7 protein-coding genes are annotated in these 5,869 nt (G+C 49.2%); 2 read left to right on the forward strand and 5 right to left on the reverse strand.

From position 1 onward, the window contains the following. A partial coding sequence (locus Q0198_RS03045; RefSeq protein ID WP_297894806.1) for a hypothetical protein occupies positions 1 to 769 on the forward strand: 769 nt, incomplete at its 5' end. Then, positions 766 to 1,857: an ABC transporter permease gene (locus Q0198_RS03050; RefSeq protein WP_297894808.1), complete on the forward strand. Its 1,092-nt coding sequence runs from the start codon at positions 766 to 768 to the stop codon at positions 1,855 to 1,857. The genes Q0198_RS03045 and Q0198_RS03050, both read left to right, overlap by 4 nt. Before the next feature lie 253 nt (positions 1,858 to 2,110). On the opposite strand, the gene Q0198_RS03055 is transcribed toward Q0198_RS03050, so the two are convergent. From Q0198_RS03055 to Q0198_RS03075, 5 genes are all read right to left on the reverse strand, one after another. Further along, positions 2,111 to 2,929 carry a hypothetical protein gene (locus Q0198_RS03055; protein WP_297894810.1) on the reverse strand — a complete coding sequence of 273 codons (819 nt, stop codon included), beginning with the start codon at positions 2,927 to 2,929 and terminating at the stop codon, positions 2,111 to 2,113. Between the two features lie 149 nt (positions 2,930 to 3,078). Next, positions 3,079 to 3,723, reverse strand: coding sequence for a hypothetical protein (locus Q0198_RS03060; protein WP_297894813.1), 645 nt, complete (start codon positions 3,721 to 3,723; stop codon positions 3,079 to 3,081). A 56-nt stretch (positions 3,724 to 3,779) separates the two neighbouring features. Further along, a complete protein-coding gene (locus Q0198_RS03065) occupies positions 3,780 to 3,956 on the reverse strand; it encodes a hypothetical protein (protein WP_297894815.1) in 177 nt (58 codons plus the stop codon). 259 nt (positions 3,957 to 4,215) lie between these two features. Continuing rightward, a complete protein-coding gene (locus Q0198_RS03070) occupies positions 4,216 to 4,980 on the reverse strand; it encodes an ABC transporter ATP-binding protein (RefSeq protein WP_297894818.1) in 765 nt (254 codons plus the stop codon). Then, on the reverse strand, positions 4,964 to 5,869 hold a 906-nt coding region (locus Q0198_RS03075), incomplete at its 5' end, for an iron ABC transporter permease (protein ID WP_297894821.1). The genes Q0198_RS03070 and Q0198_RS03075, both read right to left, overlap by 17 nt.

Below are 5,869 nucleotides of genomic sequence, written 5' to 3' on the forward strand. Positions count from 1 at the left end.
GCGCACGATGAAATTTTTAAAATTTCTAGGCGCGAAACGCTTTGGCTTGCGGACGACGACGGGGTTTTTAAATTTAACGCCAGCGTCGCACAATGGATTTAGAATTTTAAAATTTACGCCCGAACCGCCGCGCAATCGGTTTGGAATTTTAAAATTTACGCGCGCTTCAGCGCGTCTTGTGAACACAGCGCAAAATTTCATATCGCAGCGTGGATTTAAAATTTTAAAATTTATTCAAGAGCTGCCGTTCGCTCCGCGCTGCGTTTTGCCGCGCGTAGATAGTGCCGAAACAGGGCGCGCGGTACGGCTTACTTCGCAGCATACGCACGACGTGATAGAAAAACAGAGCGCGGTTAAGTTTAATCATGCGGGCAGATATTTGAATTCTGCGCGGCGCCGCATAGCGCGACTTTGTAGCGCAGCTGCACGGCACGGCTACGAAGCAGGGCGTGCAGAAAAGCTTAGCAAATTTGACCTCACGGGCGCGCTTTTAAATTTCATCTCCTTGCTGCTGCGTAAATTTAAACCTGCGCTTTTAAAATTTATGCGCGAGGTGCCGCGCGATAGATCTGAAATTTTAAATTTTACGCCCGAGCTGAGTAATCGGTTTGAAATTTTAAAATTTACGCTCGCGCCGCGTAAATTTAAACCCGCGTCCATTCCGTTTTTAAATTTTATTTCAAATTTCACTCCGCACGCCAGCGCCTCTAAATTTGAAAATGGCGTTAAATTTAAAGGTGCCGCTAAATTTGAAAGGAGCGCGCGATGAATGCTCTGCGAAAATCCCTGCTTCGAATTCGCGCGCTGATAAAAAAGGAATTTTTGGCGATGTTTCGCGACAAGGGCACGCGGATGGTGCTGATCGTGCCGGTGCTGGTGCAGGCGATCATATTCGGCTACGGCGCGAATTTCACCCCCGAGCAGGTGCGCTACGTGATTTTGAACGATGCCCGCGATGCGATGTCCACCGCGCTGGTGCAGAGCATCGCCGCTACGCCGATGTTTAAGACCGAACTTGGCTGCAAAGACCTAACCTGCCTGCGCCGCGCGGTAAGCGAGGGAGAGGCGATCATTGGGATCTATTTCGGCGGTGATTTTGCGAGCACGCACGAGCTTTTGATTATTGCGGATTCGCGCAATACGACATCCGCAAACACCATCATCGGCTTCGTGCAGGCCATAGTGCAGGAGTACAATACTCAGCATTTTGTGAATTTAATCAGCATAAATCCACGCTATGTTTTTAACGAAAACACGATCACGCGCTACACGATCATGACGGGGATGATTTTGGGGCTTTCGATGATTCAGGTGCTGATGCTATCGGCGTTTAGCGTCTCTCGCGAGCGCGAGGAGGGGAGCTTCGATATGATGCTGATGACGCCCGCGAACCCGCTTGAGATGCTAATCGGCAAAGCCGTGCCGCCCGTGCTGATCGCGATCGCGCAGGGGCTCGCGCTGTTTTTGATCTGCGTATTTTACTTTGAAATTCCGTTTCGAGGGCGCTTTGCGGATCTTTTTGCGATCATCGCGATCTTTAGCACTTGCAACGTAGGCATCGGCCTCGTGATCTCGACCGTCTGCAAAACCTCGCTGCAATCGGTCGTGAGCTCGTTTTTGTTCCTGCTGCCGTGCATTATGATAAGCGGGTTGATAACGCCTGCGGACGCGATGCCGCGGTGGTTTTACTACATAGCGCACCTCGATCCGATGTATTATGCCAACAACTGCATGTGGCGGATCTACCTGGAGGGCGCGGGCCTGGGCGAGCTGTGGCATCTCATCGTACCGCTGCTGCTGATCGGCGTGGGCACGTTGAGCTTTGCGGCGTCGCTTTTTAGAAATAAGCTGGATTAGGGATTTAGATCGGAATTTCAGCTGGAATTTTGGCTTGGATTTTGCTTCGTTGGAATTTTTGGATTAAACCTCTGCTTAAAATTTTAAATTGATCGCGAAATTTCGGCTTGGAATTTTGCCCTAAATTTTGCGCGTTCGTAGCGGATAAAATTAAATCAAAATTCCGCGTTCCCGCCCGATGCACCGCGCGTCGCGATAAAATTTCGTGCCTTAAATTTTAAAAATTTTGCGAAATTCCGTATTGCGAGTAGAGTTAGAATTTAAATCCGGGGTTGCCCGGGCGTCTTGCGGCAGTCGTATCATCTGCGCTCACTGCTGAAGCAGGCATGTTTGCGGTATCTGCGCTCGCCTTGGAAGTGGGCTTTTTCGCATCGTCCGCGTCTGATTTCTTAAAAGTGGCGAGTTTGCTGTAAATGCTCGGTTTTTCGCCGTTCGCGCCTAGCTTGGCGCCGTCAAGCTCGCTAGAATTTTCCGCGCCGCATAACCTTGCGGGGTTGAATTTTATCCACGCTATGATTAGCAAAATCCCCGAAAACGCCGTTACCAGCGACGCTGCGATTAGATACGGCAGCGCGAGGATTACGCCTATTTTAGCTAGCGCGCCCGATGCCGCTTCACAGGGCCACGTCACGGACACCACTATGCCGTAGATTTTAAATAAATCCACGCCGCTAAGTGTGGCTAGGCGGCAGTTTAATACGCCCCAGATTATCACCGCCGCGCACGTCGAAAGGACGTAGAGTAGGGTGTAGAGTAGACCTAGCATCGCGCCATCTTTTAGCGCTACTATCATGGCGCAGTAGCACAAAATCGCGACGATCGGGATACTTTCTATCAGCCTATAGGTCTTAACGAAGCGCACGCCTAGTGCCTTTTCTAGGCAAACGAAGCAGTCGTAAAATATCGCTAGCGCCGCTAGCAGCGCTAAAACTCTAAAAATCGCGACCGCGTCCTCGTCTATGCTGCTTACGCCCACCGTGCCGCTTATGCCGATGCCTAGCAAAATCACGGCACCTAAAACTCCGCGGAATTTCGCCTTGCGAAGCAGATCTTGCTTTGAAATTTCTTTCATTTTTATCCTTTGAATTTTCTAAATTTACGCACTATTTTGCGGCTTTGCTGCGTGCGGCGACGCTGCGCCCGATGGCGCGCGGCTTTTGGACGTTGCTACGGTTTAGACTTGCAAAAGGCGTGGTCGCCGCAAAACGAAAGCGCTTCGGCTTAGGCGAGCTTTTCTATCTTGCTCCAGGCTAGCAGGTGCACGACGCTAGTTATTATGAGAGCGGCAAACGGCAAAAATTCCTTAAATGATGTGATAACTAAAGCCGCAACGGCATCGTCAGTTTGCGGCTTGGAGTTAGCCAAACCGAAGGGTCCCGCGCCGCACAGTATATTTAGCGCTAAAAACCCCACGCAGAGCCACACATAGGTGCGAAAGGCGCTCACGCCGCTTACTCGCGCCAAAGAGAAATTTATGCGAAGCCACGCTACGATTATGTAGATTGCGGCTGCGGGTACCGCTAAATTCCATATTGTCTCTCCTGTTGTCTCTCTAACCATCTCTTCTCTACAAGAACTTATCGGATGAAATAATGAAAACACCGAGATACAGATGAAAACAATTATGCAGTTGCGGTAAAGCGCCGCCGCTTTTATGCCGGTGAGCGCTGAAATTTTGCTGAGCGCTCTTAACCTATAAATCACCGAGAAGCAAATAAAAGCGATAAAAATTCCGCTGACTATTAAGAACATTCCGCCGGAAGCAAGCCCTATCGCCTTAAAAATCACGAGCACCACCGCTAAAAACAGATCGATGCCGGTGCTGATCATCCCCTCTTTTCTTGCCTGAGATACGAGATCTTGCATAATAAGCCTTTTTAAAATTTATCCCGAAGTATACATAAATCGATGTAAAGCAGGAATTAAATAGCTAAATTTAAAATTTCAAAATTTCGTCGGGACAAGCTTGCAGACTGCGGAATTTCAGGAATTCTACCAGAGCGAGAATAAAATTTCGCCGCGGGATTTAAAACGGAATTTTGATTATGGATTTGCGGGGTAGAATTTCGCGGTGGAATTTCAGATCTCAAGCGCGACATACTTTCATCGCACGCTTTGAAAACCGGCAAGCCGCAGGTAGAATTCCGCTATGAGATTTCTGATCGGAATTCTGCGGTAAAATTCCTCTATGGAATTTAGACTGGAATTCTAAGGCAAAACCTCGATATAAAATTTTAATCAGAATTCCAAGACGGCATTTTAAGACAAAATTCCGAGATCTAAATTTAGATCAGGGTAAAATTCTGCGATTTAAAATTCCACGCCGATTGACGAGTTGCTTTATTGCGCCGTTCGCGCCTACTTCACCTGCGCGCTGAAAATTTGCGTAATGCTGGGGATTTGCTCGCCCTCTATGTCAAATTCCGCCGTTTTGATCTGTACGCCGTAGAGCGAGCTAAGCGCGATTTCGGTTAAAATTTCGTTACTTGCGCCGTAGTTGTAGCTAAGATCATTTCGCAAGATCAGTGTGCGATCGGCGACTGCGAGGGCGTGGTTAGGCTGGTGGGTGGTAAAAACTATGCTCGCATCGCTATTTGAGCGCAGATTTGCGATGAGGCTTAGCACGCGGTCTTGGTTTTTGATATCAAGCGCGCTAGCAGGCTCGTCCAAAAACAGCACGTCGCTGCCGCTAGCTAGGGCTCTAGCAAAGAGCACGAGCTGCCTCTGCCCGCCGCTAAGGGCGTTAAAGCTGCGCTTTTGCAGATGGGCGACGCCTAGCGTATCCAGAGCGTCAAGGCAGATTTGAATATCCTTTTTGCCCGGTTTTGAAAAGAGCGAGATCTCGCGTACCCGCCCCATGAGTACGATGTCAAGCACGCTGTAATCAAACGCGACGTTAAAGCTTTGAGGCAAGAAAGCAAATTTTGCCTTGCGCACGATCTCGCCTTCTTTAGGCTGCAAAATCCCCATCATACACGACATTAGCGTGCTTTTGCCTTGCCCGTTTAAGCCCAAAATCGCTAATGTTTGAGAGCTGGCAAGCTCGAAGCTTAAGTTGCGAAAGCAGAATTTTTCCGCCTCGTAGTAAAAGCCAGCGTTTTTTACCTCAATTAGATTTTGCATTTTTGGCACTCCTTTTTAGAAGTAGGGCAAAGATCGGGCTTCCGATGAGAGCGGATAGAATTCCTAAAGGAATTTCGGCGCTACTTAGCGAGCGAGATAGATCGTCGATTGCCAGCATAAAGATCGCTCCTGCGATGAAGCAGGCAGGCATTAGCTTCACGTGGTCGCTGCCCGCGATGAGCCTGGTGGCGTGCGGCACTACAAGACCTACCCAGCCGATATTTCCGCTGACGCTAACTTGTACGGCGATCAGAGCAGTGCAAAGCGCTAGGATCGTACAGCGCAGAAACTTAACATCTACGCCTAGCACGCGCAAATCATCATCATTTAGGCTGAGTAGATTAAACCGCCATCTCAGCGCGATTAATACTGCAGAAGCGGGCAGGGCGATCGCGCACATCAAAATTACTTTATCATATCCTGCGCTTACGAAGCTTCCTAGTAGCCAAAAAACGATATTGGGCAGTACTTCCTCATCGTCTGCCAGATACTGCACCAAACTCGTAAGTGCGGCAAATACGCCGTTAATGACTATACCTGCTAAAATGAGCGAGAAAATATCGGCGCGTGCTACGAATTTTGCCAAAAGATAGAGCAAAAATAGCGCCGCAAGCCCGAAGCAAAATGCAAAACCCGCAAGCCATAAGCCGCTCAATCCTAGCAAGATACAAAGCGCGCCGCCGAATGCCGCTGCGGTGCTAACGCCTACGATGTGCGGGCCAACGAGCGGGTTTTTAAATACCGCCTGCAAGCTCAAACCCGCGATAGCAAGCGCTCCACCGCAAAGGCTGGAGAGTAGAATGCGCGGAATTCTAACATCCATCATCACACTTTTGGCGGCTTCATCGCCGCCCCCGCTAAAGAGAATTGTAAAAATTTCTTCTAACGG

It is taken from the genome of uncultured Campylobacter sp., from assembly GCF_938045205.1.
GTDB lineage: Bacteria > Campylobacterota > Campylobacteria > Campylobacterales > Campylobacteraceae > Campylobacter_B.

Coding starts and splice junctions, on each gene's coding strand:
- Q0198_RS03050 (WP_297894808.1), top strand. CDS start 766: ATGAATGCTCTGCGAAAATCCCTGCTTCGAATTCGCGCGCTGATAAAA.
- Q0198_RS03055 (WP_297894810.1), bottom strand. CDS start 2,929: ATGAAAGAAATTTCAAAGCAAGATCTGCTTCGCAAGGCGAAATTCCGC.
- Q0198_RS03060 (WP_297894813.1), bottom strand. CDS start 3,723: ATGCAAGATCTCGTATCTCAGGCAAGAAAAGAGGGGATGATCAGCACC.
- Q0198_RS03065 (WP_297894815.1), bottom strand. CDS start 3,956: ATGTCGCGCTTGAGATCTGAAATTCCACCGCGAAATTCTACCCCGCAA.
- Q0198_RS03070 (WP_297894818.1), bottom strand. CDS start 4,980: ATGCAAAATCTAATTGAGGTAAAAAACGCTGGCTTTTACTACGAGGCG.